Below are 21376 nucleotides of genomic sequence, written 5' to 3' on the forward strand. Positions count from 1 at the left end.
CCCTAGCCACGGGCTGTCCACTATCCTCGACAGAGGGGAAAGGACACCATGAGCGAGATCACCCGCGGCCAAGGCCGACGCAACGCGAAACTTGCTGCACTGCCGCTCGGCATGGCAGGCCGCGCCGTCGGCGGACTCGGCAAACGCATGACCGGCAAGAGCAAAGACGAAGTGAACGCCGAGCTCATGAACAAGACCGCTGAACAGCTGTTCGCCGTCCTCGGCGAGCTCAAGGGCGGAGCCATGAAAGTCGGGCAGGCCCTCTCCATCATGGAGGCCGCCATCCCCGACGAGTTCGGCGAGCCGTTCCGCGAAGCGCTCACCAAACTCCAAGCCGAAGCACCGCCGATGCCGGCGAAGACCGTGCACAAAGTCCTCGACCAACAGCTCGGCACCCGGTGGCGGGAACGCTTCCTCGAATTCGACGACGAGCCCGCCGCGTCAGCCAGCATCGGACAGGTCCACAAAGGCGTGTGGAAAGACGGCCGCACCGTCGCCGTCAAAGTCCAGTACCCGGGCGCCGATCACGCACTCAAAGCAGACCTCAAGACGCTCAGCCGCATGTCGGGCCTCATCCAGAAGCTCTCACCCGGCACCGACGTCAAAGGCATGTTCGACGAGCTGATCGACCGGACCGAAGACGAGCTCGATTACATCGGCGAAGCCGACAACCAGCGAGCATTCGCCAAGGCATTCGACGGCGACCCCGACTTCGTGATCCCCAAGGTGGTCGCCAGCGCGCCCAAAGTGATCGTCTCCGAATGGGTGGAAGGCCGACGCCTGTCACAGATCATCGCCGACGGAACTCAAGAAGAACGCAACGCCGCCGCGACCAAGATGACCACTTTCGAGGTCAGTTCCCCGTCTCGTGTCGGACTGCTCCACGGCGACCCTCACCCGGGCAACTTCTTCGTTCTGGACGACGGCCGTTTCGGCGTCCTCGACTTCGGCGCGATCGGCCACTACCCCGGAGGGCTTCCGCCCAAGACCGGCCCGATCCTCGCTCTGGCACGCGACAAGAAGTACGACGAACTCCGCGACCTGATGGTCGAAGCGGACTTCATCCGCGCGTCACACGCCGACCGCGTCACGCCGGACGATCTCGCCAAGTATCTCCAGCCCTACGTCGATCCGCTGTACAACGACACATTCCACTTCACCCGCAAGTGGCTGCAGCGGGCCGCAGGCAAGGCGACCGACCTGTCGGGCGACGTGTACAAGACGTCCCGCAATCTCAACGTCCCTCGCGAATACGTGATGGTGTTCCGCGTCCTCATCGGCTGTGTCGGCATCGCCGCACAGCTCAACGCCGAAGCCCCGTATCGGGAGATCATGGCGGAGTGGGTTCCCGGTATCGCCTGATCTTCTCCGGCGTTCCGCTGAACGCGTAGTGCGGTGGGGCGGGTGGTATCGGTTTGTTCGGCAGTCCTCGCGGGCTCGCCTATCGGCTCGCACGCTGCGGAGGGCTCTCAAACCGATACCACCCGCCCCACCGCGGTTCGCAGCTCGTCCCGTTGTATCAGTCGCCATTCGGTCATGCGGCTCAGGCGACCGCGTTCTTGCGCGGGCGCCCGCGGGGACGCTTGCGGGCGATCACGACGCCCCCGTCGAAGATCTCGCCTCCCCAGACGCCCCACGGCTCTGCGCGCTCGAGGGCGAGTTCGAGGCACTGAGCCTGGAGTGGGCAGGACCCGCACAGGGTCTTGGCCTCTTCGAGGAGACTCGGCTGATCGGCGAACCAGAGGTCGGCGTCGCCGCTCTGGCACGGGAGCTCAACAGCTCTTCGCCTGGTGGTGTCGATAGTGGGTGGAAGGGTGGAAATACTCATGAAGTCGGGCTTTCTCATCGGAAGACGAACGGGTGTTTCGGATGAACCCCGGCCGACTCGACCTCAGTTGTCGAGAAAGGCCACGGTTCGCGTTTCGCGATTCGCCGTGGCCTCGAGAATTCCGAGCTAGTACTCGAACTAGCCTTGTCGGAACGGCTGTCGACAGCCTGGACGGGTCACGGGGAATCGCCGGCGCGCTCGCGCCACAGCTCCTGTTGGCGCTGCTGCTTCTGCCAAACGCCAATGCACTGCAATCACGTTGATCGACTCCCTTCCGTTCCAGGTCTCCACCACACGCCGAGATAGGCGTGTCACTTACTCGCACTACTCTAGGTGCCGCCTACCGATACGCACAACCTATTTTCTACCTGCGGTTATGCCCCGCCGAGACCCCTGTCGACGGCGTCGAGGACTTCCTGTCCGATGACGTCGACCCGTTCGGAGCCGAAGCCGCGGATGGCGAGGAGTTCGGAGACGTCAACGGGGAGCTCGATCGCGATGGTCCGGAGCATCGCCTCGCTGAGGACGTTCGCGGGCATGATGTCGTTGCGGTCGGCGAAGTCTTTCCGCCAGGCGCGCAGACTGCGGAACACGTCCTTGTCGGGTTCCTGCCGAGGCTCGTCGCGCATGTCGACGGGCACGGGCAGAACTCCATCGAGGAAGCGTGATCGCTTGCGGGTGGCCCGCCGACCGTCGCCCCGGGACAGGCTCCACGACAGGTGTAGGTGCTCGCGGGCTCGGGTGACACCGACGTAGAAGAGCCTGCGCTCCTCCTCCACCTCGTCCTGGGTGCCGGTCGCACGTCCCAGCGGGACCGACCCCTCGTGGAGTCCGGTGAGGAACACTGCGTCCCATTCGAGGCCCTTGGCAGCGTGCATCGACGAGAGGGTGACGCCGTCGATCGTCGGTGCGTGCCGATTCTTCGACCGCATGTCGAGTTCCCGGACGACGGCGGCGAAGTCGGCGGCCGGCTGTTCGGCGACGACGGTCTCAGCGAGTTCGACGAGTCGCAGCAACTGCTGCCAGCGGGCCTTCGCATTGGCGCCCGCGGGCTCGGTGTCGGTGAGGCCGACTGCGGAGAGCGCACGCCGAACCGCGTCGATCACCGGCATCGGCGGCGGCGCGCCTTCGGCGAGGGCCACGAGCCGGCGCATTCCCGCGACGATCTCCGGTCGTGAGAAGAAGCCCTGGCCGCCGCGAACCTGGTAGTCGATGCCAGCGGCGGACAGTTCTTCCTCGTACTGCTCGGACTGTGCGTTCACGCGATACAGGATCGCGATCTCGGTGGCGGGCACTCCGGCCCGCAGGAGCTTCTTCACCTGACCGACGACGGTTCCGACCTCGGTCGCCTCGTCCTCGTTCTCGGAGAACACCGGCGCAGGACCGGAGTCACGCTGCCCGACAAGCCGGAGCCTGGTCCCGGCGATGCGACCGCTGGCCTTGCCGATCACATTGTTCGCGAGCTCGACGACCTCGGGCGTCGACCGGTAATCCCGTTGCAACCGGACGAGCGTGGCGTCGGGGAACCGCCGAGTGAAGTTCAGCAGGTGGTCGGGGGTTGCGCCGGTGAAACTGTAGATGGTCTGGTTCGCGTCACCGACGACGGTGAGGTCGTCGCGGTCGCCGAGCCACGCGTCGAGCAGGTTCTGCTGGATCGGGGTGACGTCCTGGTATTCGTCCACGACGAAGCTCCGGTACCGGGAGCGGAACTCGTCGGCGATCGACGGCTCGGACTGCAGGATCGCGGTGGTGAAGATGATCAGATCCTCGAAGTCGAGGAGACGGACGCCGTCGTACGACGCCTTCGTGTCCTCGTACGCCGCGAATATCTGTGCGACAGTCCGCGGGTCGGTCGGGAGGTCGCGGTGGCCGGTCTTGGCGGCCTGGACGTAGGCGGCCGGACCGATGTCCGACGATTTGGCCCACTCGATCTCCGACGCCAGATCTCGCATGAGATCGCGGTCGGCGGAGTCGAGTCCCGCGTCGCGGGCCACCCGCGCCACCAGCCGGAACTTGTGGTCGAGCAGTTCCCACTGGGTCGATCCCATGACGCTCGGCCAGAAGTACCGCAGTTGTCGCAGAGCCGCAGCGTGGAACGTCTGCGCGACGACGTTGCCACCTGGCCCCGACACTCCCAGTCCCGCGAGCCGTTCGCGCATCTCCGCTGCGGCTCGCGCAGTGAAGGTGACGGCCAGCACCTGGCTCGGGTTGACCTGTCCGGACTCGATGAGGTGCGCAATACGACGAGTGATGGTCCGAGTCTTGCCTGTGCCCGCACCTGCGAGCACACACACCGGGCCCCGCGGGGCCGTCACCGCTTCCAGCTGCTCGGGGTCGAGGCCCGCGAGCGCACCCGTCTCAAACGTCGTCATCACCACGCAGACACGATCTCACGAGGGTCCGACAGATTGGCCGGCCCGCCGATCGTCGAGCGGGAGTATGCGTCAGAGCAGGCCGAGCTTGGACATGACCTCGCCGACGGCGGGGTTGGTTGCCGTCGAGCCGTCGCCGTAGAGCGCTGTCGGGACGACGTGGTTGCCGTTGTTGACGCTGCCGACGAATTCGGCGGCGTCGGGGTTCGCCTCGATGTCGATCTCGGTGTACTCGACGTTGTTCCGGTCCAGGCCTGCCTTCAGCCTGTTGCAGAACGGGCACCAGGTGGTCGTGTACAGCGTGAGAGAGGGGTTCGCGACGTCGGTCATGGAGACGAATCTACCGTGGCGCGTGGGCCCAGGCCTCGATCAGGCTCCGCGCTATCGAGATCGACGCAGGCAGCATGAGCCGGACGTCGGGATCGTCAACGCCCCAGTCAGCGCGACGTTCGAGCGCGGCGAGCACGTCGTCGCGGTGGAACCACTGCGCGTCGGCGAGTTCGCCGTCGTGGAACACCAGCGGTTCAGACGGGTCGGCGACCGCTTCGAAGCCCAGCATCAACGAACGCGGAAACGGCCACGGCTGCGACCCCAGATAGCGAGGGGCGGTGACGCTGATGCCCGCCTCTTCGGCCACTTCGCGTTGCACACACTGTTCGAGCGACTCCCCCGGCTCGACAAAGCCTGCGAGGGTCGAGAACCATTTGTCCGGCCACACCGCTTGACGCCCGAGCAGCACCCGGTCGGCGCCGTCGTGGATCACCATGATGACGGCGGGATCGGTGCGCGGAAACTCGTCGCCCGCGTCGGTTCGAAGAATCCAGCCGCCGTTCGCCGTGGTCACCGGCTTTCCGTCGACCGGGGAGAAGCGGGCCGCACGATGCCAGTTGAGCATGCCGACCGCGGTCGCGAGCATCCCCGCCTCGTCGTGCGACAGCAGATGAGCACCGGTGCGGGCATCGGCCGATCGGCCTGCGACCTCGTCGACGCGGATCGCCCACCGATGACTGTCCACGACACCCACGAACACGGCGTCCGGCGGCGGCTCGACCCCGGTGGACGCGGTCCACGCGAGGGCGCCGTCGTCGGTCACGGGGTAGCGGCCCTTGTGATCGATGTGGAGAACCCGTGCGTCTGCCCAGCCCGCGACGAGCCCCTCGGGGCTCTTGCGGATCTCGTCGCCGCGATCGAAGTCGCCGCGGGCGAGCATCGGCGGCTCATGGAACTCGAATGAGGCCATCAGGCCGGTCCACCCTGACGGACGTACAGCAGACGGTCGCCCACTTCGATCTCCTCCACTTCGGGCTCACCGACCCGGTACAGCTTGCCTTCCCGCACCACGCCGAGGACCAGGTCTTTCGTGTGTGCGGGCGAGCCTCCGGTCTCGGACGGCTCCACTTCGCGTTCGGCGATCGCGTATCCCTCCTCCGGGCTGAGGAGATCTTCGACGACTTCGACGACCGACGGCGTGATGGTCGCGATGCCGAGGAGTCGGCCGGCGGTCTCCGACGACACGACGACGGAGTTCGCTCCCGACTGCCGCATGAGGTGCGTGTTCTCGGCCTCGCGGATCGACGCGACGATCTTGGCGCGCGGATTGATCTCGCGTGCGGTGAGCGTCGCGAGGACAGCGGTGTCGTCGCGGTTGGCCGCGATGACGATGGCCGACGCGTACTGAACTCCGGCGAGGCGCAGGACATCCGACTTCGTGGCGTCGCCGCGGACGGTGACCAGACCGTGCGTCGCGGCGGCTTCGAGTGCACCGTGATCGTTGTCGACGACGACGATGTCGGCGGGCTTGCCGCCGTCGGCGATGACCGCGTCGACGGCCGTGCGGCCCTTGGTGCCGTAGCCGACGACGATGGTGTGGTTACGCACGCGGTTTCTCCAGTTCTGGATCTTGATGGCCTGCCGCGACCGCTCGGTCAGCACCTCGAGGGTGGTGCCGATCAGCACGATCAGGAAGAGGACGCGCAGCGGCGTGATGAAGACGACGTTGATCAGTCGTGCCGACTCGGTGACCGGCGTGACATCGCCGTATCCCGTGGTCGACAGGGTGACGGCCGAATAGTAGAGGGCGTCGAGGTAACTGAGTGGCGACTCCTTGACGTCGCGATACCCGTCCCGGTCCAGGTAGACGACGATCGAGCAGACGAACAGCGCGATCAGCGCCCAGAGGACTCGCCGCCCGATCGCACGCGCCGGACTCTTCTCGATCTCGGGGATCCGGACGACGCCGACGAGCGCGTAGTCGGGCTCGTCCACGAGGCCGCCCTTCCGGCGGCGCAGTCGTTTACGCACAGGCGTCAGGCTACTACTGACTGTTGCCCGGCGTGCGCAGCATGTCCGCAAGTCCGTCGGCGTCTGGAAGGTCGTCCGGTTCGAGCGTCACATCGTGGCGCACGTAGTGGAACGCCGCACGCACGCGGTTGATGTCGACGTCCATGAGCTGCGCCCACGCGACTCGGTAGGCGGCGAGCTGGACGAACAGCGATCCGCGTTTGGCGGGTTCGGGGACCGACCCCGTCTTCCAGTCGACGACCAGCCAGTCGTTGCCGTCACGGAACACCGCATCCATCCGTCCGCGGACGACGGTCTCACCGATGACGGTCTCGAAGCCGACCTCGACCTCGACCGGGGTGCGGTCGGCCCACGACGACGCGAGGAACGCGGCCCGCAGAACCGCGAGTTCGTCGTCGGTGACGTCGCCTGTCGCCGCATCGGAGGCTCCGGGGAGTTCGTCCATGTCGAGCAGCCGCGTGGCTCCGAAGCGTCGTTCCACCCATGCGTGAAAGGCGGTTCCCCGTCGTGCGAGCGGATTGGGCCGGAACGGAACGGGACGCCGGAGTCTGGCTGCGAACGCCTGCTCGTCTGTCTCGAGTTCCACGAGCTGGCTCACCGACAGGTGCCCAGGCAGTTCGATGTCGACGACCGGATCATGGTCACGTGAATGCTCGTCGAGGAGAACCTCCACCTCGGCGCGCCACGCGAGGACGTCGGGATCGTCGGTGTCGGCGTCGTCGACGGTGAACAGTCCCTGTGCTGCGCGGGCCGCGGCGACCAAGTCGGCGGCCGCCGCCATCGGCGCCCGCCGTTCCCCGAGGCGGTCGACCGGCCAACTCACCGACACCTGCTGCGCGGTCAGCGGGTTCTTGACGTCCGGGTCGGGTGCGGGCGCTTCGACGTCGACGCTGAATGCAGTCGCGTCCACTCCCTCGACCTCCCCGGCCGCGGCACTGGCGACGAGTTCGGCCAGTTCGACGAAGAACGGGGATCCGCCACGCGGCTTGTCCCCGGTCTCCGACCAGTGATGCGCTGACACCAACAAGGTGCGCTTCGCCCTGGTCAGCGCCACGTAGAGCAGGCGACGGTCTTCGTCGAGCCTGCGGTCGGCGACGGCTTCCTTGTGTTCGTCGATGGCCGCTTCGAGCTCTTTCCGGTCGGCTAGACCGGCGAGGTCGATCGGCGGGTAGCCCTCCCCACCGATCCGGTCGGCGAGGTCGCCGCGCAACGACGCGGGCAGTTCCCGGGCCGAGCCCAGCCACGTGGTCTCGGCCTTTCCGCTCGGCCAGATCCTCTCGGCGACGTGCGGCATCGCCACCACGTCCCACTCCAGTCCCTTCGCTGCGTGCACCGTGAGGATCTGGACGCGTTCCTCGGCCACCTCGACCCGACCCGCTTCCAATCCCTTCTCCACGACTTCCGCGGTGTCGAGGAACGCGAGCAGCCCGGGAAGTGTCGCGCCGGAACGCTCGGAGTAGTGCGTGACGTAGTCGGCGAACGCGTCGAGATGCTCCCGACCGGTCACACGTCCGCGCATGCGACGGGCCCGGATCTGCGCTTCGACGGCCACTCCCGTCGTCTGTTCGACGTCGGCGACGAGTTCGGGCAGCGGCTGTCCGATGCGACGACGGAGGCCTTCGAGCATCTTGCCGAACGTGACGATCCGCTCGTAGCCCGCCGCACTGTAGCGCCCTTCGGGCCCCGGGTCGGCGAGCGCGTCGCACAACCCCGCCGAGTCGACGGCCTCACCCGGCAGCGCCGCGTCGAGAGCGTCGCCCAGTGCGTCGGGCGTCGTGACGGCGCCGGTCGTGGGCGCTCCAGTGCCTGCAGCGAGTTCCCTGGCGCGTCGCCACAGCGCGGCGAGGTCCGCTGCTCCGAGCTGCCAGCGGGCGCCGGTCAGCAGTCGCATGGCCGCGGTGCCCGCCATCGGATCGGCCATCAGACGAAGCGTCGCGACGATGTCGGTGATCTCCGGGACGTGCAGCAGCCCGCCGATGCCGACCACTTCGGCGGGGATCCCACGACGTTCGAGCTCCGCGGCGAGCGGCGCCGAGTCCTCGTTCCGCCGGACCAGGATCGCGGTGGTCGGCGGCGAGACCGAGTCCCGTTCGGCCGACCGGTAGTAGTCCTCGATGCGGTCGGCGATCCACACGCGTTCGTCGACGACGGTGTCGGTGAGTGCGAGGCGGACCGTTCCCTCGGGCGCGTCCGGACGAGCACGCAGCGTGCTCACCGGAACACCCCTGCGCCGGAGTTCGTCGGACGTTCGATTCGCCAAGTACAGCGCGGCGTCACAGTTGCGCCAGCTGGTCAGCAGTTCACGACGGTGTGCTCCCGTGCCGTCGTTGCGAGGGAAGTCGAGCGCGAACCGCGGCAGATTGGCCGCGGACGCGCCACGCCACCCGTAGATCGACTGGATCGGGTCGCCCACGGCGGTCACCGCGATCGACGGTGTTCCCGTCGGCTGCACGCCTCCGAACAGTTTCGACAGCAGAATCCGTTGCGAGTGGCCGGTGTCCTGGTACTCGTCGAGCAGCACGGCACGGATGCCCGAACGTTCCGCTGCGACCACCTCGGGATGGGTTGCGACAAGACGTGCGGCGAGCGACATCTGACTGCCGAAATCGAGCGCGCCCTGCGCCGTCATCGCCTCGCGCAAAGCGATGACCAGCGGAATCAACTCTCGGCGTTCATCGATGACAGCCTGGTAGCCGCGCAGTTTCTGACTGGGCTCGGCGCGTTGGCCAGGACCTTTGGGGAGAGTGTCGACAAGGGTGTACAGGTCTTGCCCGGACGCCTGTAGGTCGGTGATGTCGACGAGATGTTCGGCGATCTCCGAGTACAGCCGCAAGACCGCCTCGGTCACCGACGACGGCACTTTCGCCGTGGTCAGCTCACCGGGCCACGACGCGACGACAGAGAACGCCAGTTGCCACAGTTCGGTCTCGCTGAGGAGCGTCGACGTCGGTTCCACCGGAAGGAGGAGTCCGTAGTCGGCGATCAGCCTTCCCGCGTACGCGTGATAGGTGCTGACCTCGGTGTCGGCGCTGCGCAGACGCGCCGCGAGCACACCGCTCGGATCCCATTCGAGAAGGGCCGGGTTGCCCGCGAGCATCGACAACCTGCGCCGGATGCGGGCGGCCAGTTCGCTCGCCGCTTTGCGTGTGAACGTGAGACCGAGGATCTCATCAGGCCCGACGAGCTGGTTCGCGACAAGCCACACCACGCGGGACGCCATGGTCTCGGTCTTGCCGGCGCCCGCGCCCGCGACGACGAGCATCGGCTCCATCGGAGCCTCGATCACCTCGACCTGTTCGTCGGTGGGTGGCGGCAGACCGAGCGCCGCGGCGAGCGACCGCGCACCGATCTTCCCGCTATTCGAGCGCAGTCGAGAATCAGTCATCGATCACCGCCTTTCCACGGAGCTTCGCCGGGCAGGCCGCCGTCAGCGAGCAGTGCCCGCATCCCGGGTTCGGCGTCGCGGTGAAAATCGGCCCGACGCTCGACTTCGCGGCGTCGCGTACCACGTCGAGCCATTCGGTCACCTGTTCCGGTGTCAGCGGCTCCTGCAGTCGTTCGGCAGCGCCCGTCTTCTTGTTCGCCGAGTTCACGTAGACGAGGCGTCCGCCGCCCGGTTGGGTGGCGGGCACCCCGTCGACTCCACCCAGCAGCAGCGCCAACTGGTATGCGGCGAGCTGGGGATGCTGACCCGCGTCGGCCACGCTGATCACGGTCTTGCCGGTCTTCACGTCGACGATCACCGGGCGTCCCGCGTCGTCGGTCTCCAGGCGGTCGATCCGGCCGACCAGCCGGACGGGCATGGCGTCCGGCGAGTCCTGCGGCAGGTCGGCGCTCAGTTCCACCTCCACGCCCGCCTCGGTGAGTTCACCGCGCGAGATCCGGAGCCAGTCGCGGAAATGCGTCAGCATGGCCTCGGCGCGTTCGAGCTCCCGAGCGGAGTACCACTCGGCGGGTGAACTCACCCGCCCCCACACCTCGTGAAGCGCTGCGGTCACATCTGCCGGGTCCATCCGGCCCGCGACGGCCTGCACCAGGGTGTGGACGAGGGTTCCGGTGACGGCTTGTTCGGCGTCACCGTCGCGTCCGCCGTGACGTTCCATCATCCAGCGGAGGGAGCACCTGCTGAGGGCTTCCACATTCGACGGCGACAGCGACCGCGCCCCGCGGTCCGGAGTCCACAGCGGCTCATCGGTGCTCGGCCCGACGAGCCCGAACCATTCGGCCGGATCGGCGCCGGGAACTCCGGCTTGGGCAAGTCGAGCGATCAGCGTCGCCGCGGCCGACGTCCGCTCATCGGGGCCGTCGGCGATGCCTGCGAGTACCTGTTCTGTTCCCGCGACGACGGCCGCTCGCAGATCTGCGACCAGCGACGGGAGTGACAACACTCGAGAGACGCCCGGATCGAGCGGTACCTCGTCGGGTGCGCCTTCGTCGGTCGAATCGTTTCCGTACCCGCCGAGCGCGTCGGCGATCTCCGGGATGAACCGGGACGGCGACGCATCGCCTGTACCGTCCTCGACGGCCGTCACGAGCAGTCTCGACCGCGCACGAGAGCACGCGACCAGCAGGAGTCTGCGTTCGTCGGCGAGCATCACTGATCCGCGCGAGATGGAGTCGAGTGCGTCGGCGTCCACACCGTCGAGGAGGTCGAGCAATGCCGGCGTGTGCAGGATGCTGCCGCGGCTGCGCAGCGACGGCCACAGGCCGTCGAGCACCCCGGGGACCGCGACGACCTCCCATTCACGACCGGACGCCGCGTGCGCCGACAGCACGGCGACGGTGTCGGACGCGGCCACCGCCACCCGAGACTCTCGCGGGATCTGCAGTTGAGCGAGATAGTCGACGAATTCGGTGAGCGATGCCGACGGCAGATTGTCGGTGAACGCGCCTGCCGCCTCGAACATGGACAGCATGGCGTCGAGGTCGCGGTCGGCCTGGTCGCCAGTGCGTCCGCCGCGCAACGACCGCGCTCTCCAGCGCCGCTCCAGCCCGCTGGCCTGCCACGCTCGCCACAGGGTCTCTTCGACTCCGACGCCTGCCGCCGCCGCGCGCCTGGCGGCGCCCACGACTTTGATGACCTGCTTCAGCGACATCGCCTCGAAATCGGACATGCCGTCGAGGTAGTCGTCGGCGGCGCCGTCCACGCCGAGGGCGAGCGCGAGGGACGTCAACGAGTCGCGATCGATTCCGGCCTTGTCGTCGATCCGTCGGACTCCGCGCCGTAGTCGACGCAATTGAGCCGGGTCGGCCGAGCCGACCGGACCGGTCAGCAGGGCGATCACCTCATCCGACTCGATCGTTCCACCGGACGCCAGACGGAGCGCGAGAGTGAACGCCTCAACGGCCCGCTGCCGATGGATCGGCACATCACTCGTCGGTGTCGCCATCGGGACTCCCGCCGACGAGAACGCGCGGCGCAGGGCGGGCAGCGCACGAGGCACGGAGCGGACGATGACCGCCATGTCGGACCATGCCACCCCGTCGAACAGGTGCGCTCGACGCAGCGCATCGGCGACGGCTGTCGCCTCCTTCGCGGTCGACGAGAACACCCGCACACTCGCATGTCCGGAACCAGCTGCGTCACCTGCCACGGGGAACGGATGGGGACGTGCTCCGGGCAGGCGCGAAGCGAGCACCCGGCTGACGGCGTTGACTTGAGGACTGCTCCGATGGTCGACGTCGAGCATCACGTCGCGAAGACCGTCGCCTGCGAGATCGTCGGCGAATCGTGGGCTGGCGCCGCGGAATCCGAACACCGACTGGTCGGTGTCGGCCGCGACCACTGTGGAGTCCGACCCGGTGCCGACCGCCTCCACGAGCCTGGCGGCCTGCGGATCGAGATGTTGAGCGTCGTCGACGAGGAGATGGCGGATGCGCTGTCGTTGTGCGGAGAGCAGTCCGTCGTCTGTCGCGAATGCCGACAGTGCCGAACCGATGAGCTCGGCGGCGTCGACGGCGGTTGCACTCGCGAGGGGCGCGTCGAGCCCTACGGCGCCCCGCAGGAGCATCCCTTCCTCGTACTGGCGATACGCGTAGCCTGCCGCGACCCACTCCGGACGGTTGAATCGCTGCCCGAGTTCAGCAAGATCTTCGGGTCCGAGCCCACGTTCGGCAGCGCGCATCAACAGGTCTCGCAGCGCCTGCGCGAACCCGTCTGTGGTCAGCGCCGGACGCAACGACGCAGGCCAGTAGTGCGCACCGTCCTCGACGTCGCCCGCAAGCAATTCGCGCAGGACGACGTCCTGCTCCGATCCGGTCACCAGTCGAGGCGGCGGATTCCCGTGCGCCTGCGCCTGCAGACGCAGGACCGCGAAGGCGTACGAGTGGACAGTGCGCACCAGTGGTTCGCGCAGTGCGCCGCCGAGGCGGCCGCCTGCGGACAGGACCCGTCTGGTGATCTCGTCTCGGAGCGCTGTGGCCGCCCGCCGATTTGCCGCCAACACCAGCACCGACTCCGGGTCGATCGACCGGTCCATCAGTCGATTCACCGCGGCGTCCACGATGAGCGCCGTCTTTCCGGTGCCCGGTCCCCCGTGGACGCGGTACGGGTGCCACGGCCTCGCCGGATCGGCGACGTGCGGCCCGTGCAGCACCGGAGCGACATGGTCGGGCCAGGTTCGCAACTCCACGTTCGTCGACGCGGCGGCGACGATGAGTCGAGTCTCGGAGCGGGCCATGCACACATGGAACCACGGCCCTGCGACAGTTCTGCGCGGGGTTCGCGTCCGTAGACTGGCTCCCATGGTCGACGCCTCCACCGGACATCAGACGATGCACACCCACCTGATCGGTTCGGACGAACCGGACGCGCCGATCGTCGTCGCACTGCACGGGCTCACCGGGCACGGAAAACGATGGCAGTTCCTCGCTGCGGACCATCTGCCCGAGGTCCGGATGATCGCGCCGGACCTGCTCGGCCACGGCTCCAGTTCGTGGGAGCCGCCGTGGGCGATCGCCGACCAGGTGGCGGCGCTGTCAGAAGTGATCGACGCCCATGTACCCGCAGGTCGGCGCGCTGTGGTCGTAGCGCATTCGTACGGTGGCGCCGTGGCCATCCGGCTGGCCCACGCCCGGCCGGATGTGGTCTCCGGGTTGGTCCTGCTCGATCCGGCCCAGGGCCTCGACCCCGCGACGGCCCGCGAGTACGCGGAGTCGTCCCTCGCACACTGGGGTTATCCCGACGCCGCCGCGGCCGCCGCGGCCAAGCGGATGGAGGGATGGGAGAACGTCCCGCCACACATGCTCGATGCCGAGATCGCCGAGCACCTGGCACCGACCGATTCCGGAACGGCCTGGCGCGTGTCGGCCCCCGGCGCCGCGGTCGCATGGAGTGAGATGGCGCGACCCTTTACCCTTCCTCCGGCCGACCTGCCCACTCATGTCGTGGTCGCCGATCGTGTTCAACCGGCGTTCGTGCGCCCGGACTTCTTGACCGCGTGTGCGGAGGAACGCGGCAGTTCGGTGACAGTCCATCACGTCGACACCGAGCACATGGTCCCGTTCCTCGCGCCCGATGTGACAGCTCGACTCGTCCGTGACCTGATCGCGCAGATCTGACTGTGGCCCCGGTCACCGAGGATCAAGTCGAGGCGGTCCGGGCGCTCGTCGCCGCCATACCGCCCGGCAGTGTGCGGACGTACGGCGACCTGTCCTCAGAGGTCGGACTCGCCAGCCCCCGGATCGTCGGCTGGATCATGCGGACCGACTCGGCGGATCTGCCCTGGCATCGAGTGGTCCCCGCGTCTGGCCGTCCCGCCTCCGGTCTCCGATCCCGCCAACTCGAGAAGCTCCGCGCCGAAGGCGTCCCGATCGTCGACGATCGGGTCGTGATGAAGTCGGCTCGGCTGTAGCCGACAAGACGTTTCGACTCGCTTCGCTCGCTCAACGGGCAGGAGAAGCGGGCTCGCTCAGCGAGCAGGAGGAGTCCGCCTGCTCAACGGGCAGGAGGAGTGGGCTACACCATCATTCGGACGAGGTCGACGACCCGGAGCAGGCCGGGCAGAGCGCCGGACGTCGAACGCGGGTGCATCGCGTGGACGGCGAGACGGAACATGGTGGCCCGAAGCATCATCTGCGACCACTCGCGGTTGTCCGACCAGCGTTCGACGAGTTCGTCCTCGGCTCCGCCCCAGGCGAGGGCGTCCACGACGATCACCGCGGACGCCCACGACGCCGGACGCCAGTACGGAACGATGTCGGTGATGGCGGGGGCCGCCGCTCCCGCGAACAGAACGGTGCCGAACAGGTCGCCGTGCACCAACTGGGACGGCAGGTCGACGGGGCGACGGAAGCCTGCGAGAGTCTTCAGTTCGGACAGGCTTCGACGGCCGTCCTCCGACTCGGGCTCCGGCATTCCCGCAGCTCTCGCCGAACGGAGCGGAGTGTCCTCCCATGCGGCGCGGTCGGCGGCGATGAACACGTCGACGTCGGTGAACGGCGGTGCGGGCGGCTGAAGGAGGAAACGCGGCCGCTCGAGCTTCGCTGTCGCCGCGTGAAGGCGATCCGCGACGGCCAGGACCTCGTCGTGTCTCGGCTCGGGCGAGCCTGCGACGTACGTGTCCGCTCGCCACCCCGACACCACGTAACGTCCGTCGGACGCCCGCATCGGGCGCGCGATGCGCATGCCCTCCACGTACAGGTTCTCGCGCGCCGTCGCAGACCATGCTGCACGCGCGCGGTCGGGAACCAACGTCAAGACCACTTCGCCGACCCGCCAGCCGACACCTTCCATCGCGATCGGCGGGTGCGCGGTCAGTCCGAACGTGGTCAGAACCTGCGCGGGCGGTTCGACGATGGTGGTCACGTCGCCAGACTACCCACGCATTGAGTGGTTATCGCGCAGCGACACCGTGAAACACGTAGACGTCAGCTCGCTTGTGTCGCATACCTCTTGGCTGCGCGCTCGCGAGCCTTGGCGGCCTCGACATCACGGTCCTTCGGGGGCGCGGCCGTCGTCAGTTCATCCATGAGGCGCCGCGTGATCCCCGCGATCTCGTCGACGGCCCGCTCGAACGCTTCTGCGTTGGCCTGACTCGGCGCGTTGTAGCCGGACACCTTGCGCACGAACTGCAGGCTCGCTGCCCGCACCTCGTCGTCGGTGACGGTCGGCTCGAAATTGAACAACGGCTTGATGTTGCGGCACATGATCGAATCCCTTTCCTCTGCCTCCATCGTGCCCCGTGCACCGTCGCGCGACCAGTGCTTCGAAACAGTCAGATCAGTAGACGGGCATGGTCGGATCGACAGTCGCCGCCCAGGACGCTATTCCGCCGCCCAAGTGGACGGCGTCGGCGAAGCCTTCACGGCGCAGCGCGGCGAGTGCCTGCGCCGAACGGACACCGGTCTTGCAGTAGAGGACTATTCGGCGGTCGTGCGGGATGTCTCCCAACGCACGTCCGGACAGGACGTCGTCCAGCGGGATCAGCGTCGCGCCGTCGATCCTGTTGATCTCGAACTCGACGGGTTCACGAACGTCGATGACGGCGGGCGCAGCAGGGCCGTCCAGCGCGTCGCGCAGCTCACGGGCCGTCCAGGTGGCGCCGACCGCAGCGGCGGCGGCGTCGTCCGAGACCACGCCGCAGAAATCGTCATAGTCGATGAGCTCGGTGATCTGAGCGCCCGCCGGGTCTCGTTCCAGACGGACGGTCCGGTACGTCATCGCCAACGCGTCGTAGACCATCAGCCTGCCGAGCAGCGAGTCACCGAGACCGCAGATCAACTTCACGGTCTCGGTCGCCATGATCGAACCGATCGACGCACACAGGACGCCCAGCACTCCGCCCTCGGCGCACGACGGCACCGAACCCGGCGGCGGGGCCTGCGGATACAGATCCCGCAGATTGCGCCCGCGCCCATCCGGCGCGTTCTGCCAGAAGACCGACACCTGCCCGTCGAACCGGAAGATCGATCCCCACACGACCGGCTTTCGCGCGAGAACAGCGGCGTCGTTGCACAGGTAGCGGGTGGCGAAGTTGTCGGCGCCGTCGACGATCACGTCATAGTCCGCGAACAACTCCACGGCGTCCGCCGCTTCCAGACGCTGATCGTGGACGACGACGTCGACGAGCGGGTTCACCGCCGCGATCGAGTCGCGCGCACTGTGCGTCTTGGGCCGTCCGAGGTCGGCGACACCGTGGATCACCTGACGCTGCAGGTTCGACTCGTCGACGGTGTCGAAGTCGATGATCCCGATCGTTCCGACTCCCGCGGCTGCGAGGTAGAGCAACGTCGGCGAACCGAGGCCGCCTGCGCCGAGCACGAGGACACGTGCGTTCTTGAGTCGGCGCTGTCCGGTGACACCGACGTCGGGAATGATCAGGTGCCTGCTGTAGCGGGCCACCTCGTCGCGGGAGAGTTCAGCGCTCGGCGCGACGAGCGGGGGAAGGCTCATTCCCCGTTGGTCGGGAACGGCCACGGATTCGGTCGGCAGACGAGGGACCGGTCCGCTTTCATGTCCGGGTCGAGCGCCATGATGTCGCTGTTCGCCGTACCGAACGTCTGCTGCATCATGATCGGCGCGAGTTCACCGTTCTTGGGGCACGGCTTGTGGTGCTCGTATCCGATGCCGTGGCCGACCTCGTGATTGACGAGGTACTGGCGGTACGCGATGTCGTCTCCCGCGAATGCCGTGGCTCCGCGAACCCATCGTGCTTCGTTCAGCACCACGCGGTTGTCCGGCGGGTAATAGCAGGACGTCTCGAGTTTGATCTGGTAGCCGCACAACTCACGTGCCGTCTTCGTGGACGCGAGCGAGATCCGCAGGTCCGGTTCGCCGGAGTCGACTCGGCGGAACGACACCTTTCCGTCTCCGATCCAACTGCGGTTGGTCGCGAGTGTCGCGTCGACGATCTTCGCGAACGATCGGTCGCCGCTGTACTGCGTCGGGTCGATGCCCTTCTCGACCTCGACCGAGTAGGTGTAGACCTGTCCCCCGGTGCCCAGGCGAGGGCCGGTTCCGCGGACGAGGCGGAACTCGGTGGTGCCCTTGGTGGTGAACGGCGGCCCGTCGGGCAGTGCGCCCGCAGGCAGAGCGTCCACCTGGATGTCGCCGGTCGGCGCACCGATCGCGTGGGTCTCTTCACTGACCTTGGTGTTCCGCGCGTCCGGGTCCGGTTCCGCGGCGCCGTCGCCCTTGGAGTCGCCGCCCCGGATCGTCACCACGAGCAATGCGATCGTCAAGACCGCGAGCACCGGGATCGCGTACGCGCGCCACCCGTAGGTGCGCACGAACCGGGCGAACGGATTGGTCGACTCGGCGTCGTCTGCCGAGTCGTCGTCGGCTGTCGGGTCCCACCGCGCACGCAGCGGCTGATCAGGCCGCGGGCGTCGGGGGCGCGACACCCCAGGGTCTCCTCTACCGGTCACGCCTCAACTTTCTCACAGGTACCGCCCACTCCCCGATATCCACCCCCGCGCGGTGTCGCCCCGGTCTCTGCGGCAACCGGACGAGCACCGAGTACTCTTCAGTAATGTCGACAGCCAAATCACCCGTCGCCGCGGCAGGCTCTGCTGCGCCGACCCGCGGAGGCACCCGCCTCCCGCGCAGTGCCCGTCGTCGCCAGTTGATGGACGCCGCAAGCGAGATCTTCGTCGAGCGCGGATACCACTCAGCCGGCATGGACGAGATCGCCGTCCACGCAGGCGTCAGCAAGCCCGTCCTCTACCAGCACTTCCCGTCGAAGCTCGACATGTACATCGCAGTCGTCGACTCGCACGCGGAGAAGCTCGTCGCCGACGTGAACAGTGCGCTCCTGACGACCACGGACAACCGTCAGCGCGTGCAGGCCGCAGTCAAGGCCTTCTTCGACTTCATCGACGACGACAACTCCGGCTACCGCTTGATCTTCGCCTCCGACGCGATGGACCCGGCAGTGATCCGCCGGGTCGAGGGTGCAACAGACGCGTGCGTCGACGCCGTCTACGGACTCGTCATGCAAGACTCCGGTCTCGACCCGCACCGGTCCCGGATGCTCGCCGCGGGGCTGGTCGGCGCAAGCCAGGTGAACGCCCGCTACTGGGTGGAGGCGAATCGCCCCATCGACAAGTCGGCTGCGGTGGAGACCACCGTGGCGCTTCTGTGGAGCGGCCTGTCGGGAGTTCCGATGCAGGAGATGGGCCGCGGCTGACTCGGACGTCCCACACACGAGAAGAGACCGCCGGGCGCACCCGGCGGTCTCTTGGTGTCAGGGGACGGGGTCAGGCGCCGAAGCCGACCCGGCGTGTCTCGGCGCTGCCGATCTCCACGTAGGCGATCTTCGACGACGGGACGAGGACCTGCGAGCCCTTCTCATCGACGAGTTCCAGAACTGCGTCCGTGCCGTCGAGGGCCGCAGCCACCTTGGCCTGCACGTCGTCGATGGCCGCAGTGGCGTTCACAGCCAGCTCACGGGGGTTGTTGTCGATGCCGATCTTCACCTCAACGCTCATGGCGACCGACTCTACGCGAGATTCAGATCGGCCATCCGCTGCCCGTGCCGTTCGGCGATCGCATCGAAGAACGTGGCCGCGGTGGCGAGTGTCGCGTCACTGGCGAAGAGGAGATCCATCATCTCGTCCTCTTCGGCGAGAACCCACTGCATGTGAGTGATCGCCTCACCGAGCAGGCGCCGTGCCCACAGGGTCAACGGCGACCGCAGAGCGGGATCGGCGGCGATCGCCGCACGCACCTGAGTGACCGCGAACTCCGACGAACCCGTGCTCTCCATGACGGCCTTCATCACGGTCTGCGTCTCGGCAGGCATCGCGTGAGCGAGCTCGGCGTAGAAGTCCGCGGCGAGACCATCGCCGATGTACACCTTGACCAGGGCTTCCAGCCACGAGCTCGGCATGGTGACTCGGTGATACTCATCGAAGACCTTGGCGTGTCGTGCGACCGCGTCGTCGGGATCACCGCCTGCTTTGACCAACTCTGCGGAGAGTTCCTCGAAGTGGCCCATCTCGGCCGCGATCATGCGGGCGATCGCGACTCGGTCGGAGGTCGTCGGCGCCATCGCCGACTCGTCGATCAGCCGGTAACACGCGGCGAACTCGCCTGCGAGGAGGACTTCGTAGAGCTTGACGATGGCGTTCGACGTGTTCGACATGGGAGCAACAGTATGCAAGGCGGTACACTCGGGCCAGACGTGGGGAAGAATCCCGCCGCTCTGGTGCCGAGTTCAACGGGCGCCGCCGGACCAGACGACCGCGTCACACCTTGAGCGCGCACCGCAGATGCCACGCCGAGGGCCTGCCCCGCAGGACCCCGCGAAGCCGATGTGTGCGTGCACAGCACACGAGAGGCATACAACCGCACATGACAACCGACACCAGCGTGGACGACTCGATCCAGACGACGATCGTCGACGAGGATCACCAGGCCCCGACCTTCACCGAATTGGGCGTGGACGGCGCCATCGTCGCAGCACTCGCCGCCGACGGCAAAGAACGCACCTTCGCCATCCAGGAGCTCACCCTCCCGCTCGCGATCGCAGGCTCCGACCTCATCGGTCAGGCCCGCACCGGCATGGGCAAGACCTACGGCTTCGGCGTCCCCCTGCTGCACCGCCTGGTGACCGCCGAGGCGTCCGGGCTGCGCGCCCTCGACACCACTCCGCGCGCTCTGATCATCGTCCCGACGCGCGAACTGTGCGTCCAGGTGACCGAGGATCTCGTCACGGCGTCGAAGGGCGTCGACGTGACCCTCTCGGACGGCGCCGTTCGCCCGTTGAAGATCACCTCGATCTACGGCGGCCGCCCGTACGAGCAGCAGATCGCGGAGCTGCAGGGCGGAGTCGACGTCGTCGTCGGCACGCCCGGCCGTCTCCTCGACCTCGCACAGCAGGGCCACCTGATCCTCGGAAAGGTCGGCATCCTCGTCCTCGACGAGGCCGACGAGATGCTCGACCTCGGATTCCTCCCGGACATCGAACGAATCATGGGCGCGCTGCCCGCCGACCGCCAGACGATGCTGTTCTCGGCGACCATGCCGGGCCCGATCGTGACGCTGGCGCGCACGTTCCTGAACCGCCCGACGCACATCCGCGCCGAGCAGGCGAACGACTCCGCCGTCCACGAGCGCACCAAGCAGTACGTGTACCGCGCACATGCTCTCGACAAGGCCGAGCTCGTCGCCCGCATTCTGCAGGCCGACGGCCGCGGCGCCACGATGATCTTCACCCGTACCAAGCGAACCGCGCAGAAGGTGGCCGATGATCTCGCCGAGCGCGGCTTCAAGGTCGGCGCGGTGCACGGCGACCTCGGCCAGGTGGCCCGCGAGAAGTCGCTCGGCAAGTTCCGAGACGGTACCGTCGACGTGCTCGTCGCCACCGACGTCGCCGCCCGCGGCATCGACATCGACGACGTGACTCACGTGATCAACTACCAGTGCCCCGAAGACGACAAGACCTACGTGCACCGCATCGGTCGCACCGGTCGCGCCGGCCGCACCGGCATCGCGGTGACCCTCGTCGATTGGGACGAAATCCACCGGTGGGAACTGATCAACAAGGCCCTCGGACTCGGCATCCCCGAGCCGGTTGAGACGTACTCGACGTCCGATCACCTCCGTGAAGAACTGTCGATCCCGGAGAACGCCGACGGTCGCGTCGAGGGCGCCCGCCAGACGTCGGAGGAACGTCGCGAGGCTCGGGCCGACCGCCCGAAGCGTGAGCGCACCCGCACCCGTCGACGCACCCGTGGCGGCGAGTCCGCAAGCTCATCGGAGTCGTCTGCCGACACGCAGGCGCCCGCCGATTCCGACGACGCCGCACCGGCGCAGGAGTCGGCGACCGACGACAAGCCGCGCCGCCCCCGCCGACGTCGTCGCCGTTCGGGTGGCAAGCCCGCCGGTGACGCCGCGGCCTCGGCGCCGTCCGACGGCGCGTCGGACTGACTG

At 67.7% G+C, this 21376-nt stretch carries 18 protein-coding genes; 5 read left to right on the plus strand and 13 right to left on the minus strand.

Annotated features, from left to right (window positions below; translation table 11 throughout):
- Nucleotides 1–48: 48 nt before the first annotated feature.
- Nucleotides 49–1362, plus strand: coding sequence for an ABC1 kinase family protein (locus GM1_RS00740; protein WP_008375832.1), 1314 nt, complete (start codon nt 49–51; stop codon nt 1360–1362).
- 181 nt (nt 1363–1543) lie between these two features.
- Here the strand turns inward: GM1_RS00740 and GM1_RS00745 are convergent, their stop codons facing one another.
- From GM1_RS00745 to GM1_RS00775, 7 genes are all read right to left on the minus strand, one after another.
- On the minus strand, nt 1544–1828 hold the full coding sequence (locus GM1_RS00745; protein ID WP_008375833.1) for a WhiB family transcriptional regulator: 285 nt from the start codon (nt 1826–1828) through the stop codon (nt 1544–1546).
- 374 nt (nt 1829–2202) lie between these two features.
- On the minus strand, nt 2203–4200 hold the full coding sequence (locus tag GM1_RS00750; protein ID WP_040519252.1) for an ATP-dependent DNA helicase UvrD2: 1998 nt from the start codon (nt 4198–4200) through the stop codon (nt 2203–2205).
- Between the two features lie 72 nt (nt 4201–4272).
- Nucleotides 4273–4530 carry a mycoredoxin gene (locus tag GM1_RS00755; protein ID WP_008375835.1) on the minus strand — a complete coding sequence of 86 codons (258 nt, stop codon included), beginning with the start codon at nt 4528–4530 and terminating at the stop codon, nt 4273–4275.
- A gap of 10 nt (nt 4531–4540) precedes the next feature.
- Nucleotides 4541–5440 (minus strand): NAD(+) diphosphatase, encoded by a 900-nt coding sequence (nudC, locus tag GM1_RS00760; RefSeq protein ID WP_008375836.1) that lies wholly within the window; start codon nt 5438–5440, stop codon nt 4541–4543.
- Entirely contained in the window at nt 5440–6501 is a 1062-nt protein-coding gene (locus GM1_RS00765) for a potassium channel family protein (protein WP_008375837.1), read from the minus strand. Before GM1_RS00765 ends, nudC begins: the two co-directional genes overlap by 1 nt.
- A 13-nt stretch (nt 6502–6514) precedes the next feature.
- The gene (locus tag GM1_RS00770) at nt 6515–9886 is read right to left on the minus strand and encodes an ATP-dependent helicase (protein WP_008375838.1); all 3372 of its coding nucleotides are present in this window, start codon (nt 9884–9886) and stop codon (nt 6515–6517) included.
- Nucleotides 9879–13181, minus strand: a complete 3303-nt coding sequence (locus GM1_RS00775; protein ID WP_040519220.1) for an ATP-dependent helicase — start codon at nt 13179–13181, stop codon at nt 9879–9881. Before GM1_RS00775 ends, GM1_RS00770 begins: the two co-directional genes overlap by 8 nt.
- A gap of 64 nt (nt 13182–13245) precedes the next feature.
- On the opposite strand from GM1_RS00775, the gene GM1_RS00780 reads away from it, so the two are divergent.
- Nucleotides 13246–14061, plus strand: coding sequence for an alpha/beta fold hydrolase (locus GM1_RS00780; protein WP_008375840.1), 816 nt, complete (start codon nt 13246–13248; stop codon nt 14059–14061).
- A gap of 2 nt (nt 14062–14063) precedes the next feature.
- Complete coding sequence (locus tag GM1_RS00785; protein ID WP_008375841.1) at nt 14064–14354, plus strand: MGMT family protein; 291 nt, start codon at nt 14064–14066, stop codon at nt 14352–14354.
- Nucleotides 14355–14458: 104 nt separating this feature from the next.
- Here the strand turns inward: GM1_RS00785 and GM1_RS00790 are convergent, their stop codons facing one another.
- From GM1_RS00790 to GM1_RS00805, 4 genes are all read right to left on the minus strand, one after another.
- Nucleotides 14459–15307 (minus strand): TIGR02569 family protein, encoded by an 849-nt coding sequence (locus GM1_RS00790; protein WP_008375842.1) that lies wholly within the window; start codon nt 15305–15307, stop codon nt 14459–14461.
- A 62-nt stretch (nt 15308–15369) separates the two neighbouring features.
- Nucleotides 15370–15648 (minus strand): DUF2277 domain-containing protein, encoded by a 279-nt coding sequence (locus GM1_RS00795; RefSeq protein ID WP_040519255.1) that lies wholly within the window; start codon nt 15646–15648, stop codon nt 15370–15372.
- Between the two features lie 73 nt (nt 15649–15721).
- Nucleotides 15722–16894 (minus strand): adenylyltransferase/sulfurtransferase MoeZ, encoded by a 1173-nt coding sequence (moeZ, locus tag GM1_RS00800; RefSeq protein WP_008375844.1) that lies wholly within the window; start codon nt 16892–16894, stop codon nt 15722–15724.
- Nucleotides 16891–17844, minus strand: a complete 954-nt coding sequence (locus GM1_RS00805) for a DUF3152 domain-containing protein (protein ID WP_008375845.1) — start codon at nt 17842–17844, stop codon at nt 16891–16893. The genes moeZ and GM1_RS00805 overlap by 4 nt, the downstream gene beginning before the upstream one ends.
- Nucleotides 17845–17972: 128 nt before the next feature.
- Here GM1_RS00805 and fasR point away from each other — a divergent pair, with 128 nt between their 5' ends.
- Nucleotides 17973–18629 carry an HTH-type transcriptional activator FasR gene (fasR, locus tag GM1_RS00810; RefSeq protein WP_008375846.1) on the plus strand — a complete coding sequence of 219 codons (657 nt, stop codon included), beginning with the start codon at nt 17973–17975 and terminating at the stop codon, nt 18627–18629.
- 70 nt (nt 18630–18699) lie between these two features.
- Here fasR and GM1_RS00815 read toward each other — a convergent pair whose 3' ends face one another.
- On the minus strand, nt 18700–18930 hold the full coding sequence (locus GM1_RS00815; RefSeq protein WP_008375848.1) for a DUF3107 domain-containing protein: 231 nt from the start codon (nt 18928–18930) through the stop codon (nt 18700–18702).
- An 11-nt stretch (nt 18931–18941) separates the two neighbouring features.
- The gene (locus GM1_RS00820) at nt 18942–19586 is read right to left on the minus strand and encodes a ferritin-like fold-containing protein (RefSeq protein ID WP_008375849.1); all 645 of its coding nucleotides are present in this window, start codon (nt 19584–19586) and stop codon (nt 18942–18944) included.
- 209 nt (nt 19587–19795) lie between these two features.
- Between GM1_RS00820 and GM1_RS00825 the strand changes: the two genes are divergently transcribed.
- Nucleotides 19796–21373, plus strand: a complete 1578-nt coding sequence (locus tag GM1_RS00825; protein ID WP_008375850.1) for a DEAD/DEAH box helicase — start codon at nt 19796–19798, stop codon at nt 21371–21373.
- Nucleotides 21374–21376 lie beyond the last annotated feature (3 nt).

Origin of the sequence: Gordonia malaquae NBRC 108250 (genome assembly GCF_000344135.1) — a bacterium.
GTDB lineage: Bacteria > Actinomycetota > Actinomycetes > Mycobacteriales > Mycobacteriaceae > Gordonia > Gordonia malaquae.